The 1,231-nt window shown below is 50.1% G+C and carries 2 tRNA genes and 1 rRNA gene; all 3 read left to right on the forward strand.

Annotation, left to right across the window (positions count from 1 at the left end):
• Window positions 1-653 (forward strand): 16S ribosomal RNA (locus tag O3299_RS28060); the annotation flags it as partial.
• 100 nt (window positions 654-753) lie between these two features.
• A tRNA-Ile gene (locus tag O3299_RS28065) sits at window positions 754-830 on the forward strand.
• A 67-nt stretch (window positions 831-897) separates the two neighbouring features.
• A tRNA-Ala gene (locus O3299_RS28070) sits at window positions 898-973 on the forward strand.
• The last annotated feature ends 258 nt before the right edge of the window (window positions 974-1,231 follow it).

The following is a 1,231-nucleotide window of genomic DNA, read 5'->3' on the forward strand; positions in this document are numbered from 1 at the left end:
GGGAGTACGGTCGCAAGATTAAAACTCAAAGGAATTGACGGGGACCCGCACAAGCGGTGGATGATGTGGATTAATTCGATGCAACGCGAAAAACCTTACCTACCCTTGACATGGCTGGAATCCCCGAGAGATTGGGGAGTGCTCGAAAGAGAACCAGTACACAGGTGCTGCATGGCTGTCGTCAGCTCGTGTCGTGAGATGTTGGGTTAAGTCCCGCAACGAGCGCAACCCTTGTCATTAGTTGCTACGAAAGGGCACTCTAATGAGACTGCCGGTGACAAACCGGAGGAAGGTGGGGATGACGTCAAGTCCTCATGGCCCTTATGGGTAGGGCTTCACACGTCATACAATGGTACATACAGAGCGCCGCCAACCCGCGAGGGGGAGCTAATCGCAGAAAGTGTATCGTAGTCCGGATTGTAGTCTGCAACTCGACTGCATGAAGTTGGAATCGCTAGTAATCGCGGATCAGCATGTCGCGGTGAATACGTTCCCGGGTCTTGTACACACCGCCCGTCACACCATGGGAGCGGGTTTTACCAGAAGTAGGTAGCTTAACCGCAAGGAGGGCGCTTACCACGGTAGGATTCGTGACTGGGGTGAAGTCGTAACAAGGTAGCCGTATCGGAAGGTGCGGCTGGATCACCTCCTTTCTAGAGTTTGCACGAATCAGGTAACTGGTTCACGCATCAAATGTTCACACTTATCGGCTGTTAGTAAGAGAAGAAACAGTAGTCGTAGTAGCACCGCGTTGGGGCTGTAGCTCAGCTGGTTAGAGCACCGTGTTGATAACGCGGGGGTCGTTGGTTCGAGTCCAACCAGCCCTACCAGTAAAAACAGACCCGGGGGTAAGGTGGACGCTAGTCCAGCCAGACCTACCAGTAATGTAATACCCCAGGGGGATTAGCTCAGCTGGGAGAGCACCTGCTTTGCAAGCAGGGGGTCGTCGGTTCGATCCCGTCATCCTCCACCAATACTTTGAAAGTGCAAACGTAAGCCAGTCAACAAGACTGTGGTTTAGGTTTGATCTTTTAGCGATCAAAGCTGTTTCGTTCTTTAACAATCTGGAAGAAGTAAAGATTATTTATTGATCGGTTTGCCGTAAAAGGTAAATCGATGGGTAATGATTGTATGTATCAACAAACAAGCAACAACGTTGTACTTTCTTATCCCTGTAGCGCTCTTTTCATTTGAAAGAATGAAGAGGCTAACGTTATAGGGACAAGCGAAT

Source organism: Janthinobacterium sp. SUN176 (assembly GCF_030587335.1).
GTDB classification, from domain to species: Bacteria; Pseudomonadota; Gammaproteobacteria; order Burkholderiales; family Burkholderiaceae_D; genus Janthinobacterium; species Janthinobacterium kumbetense.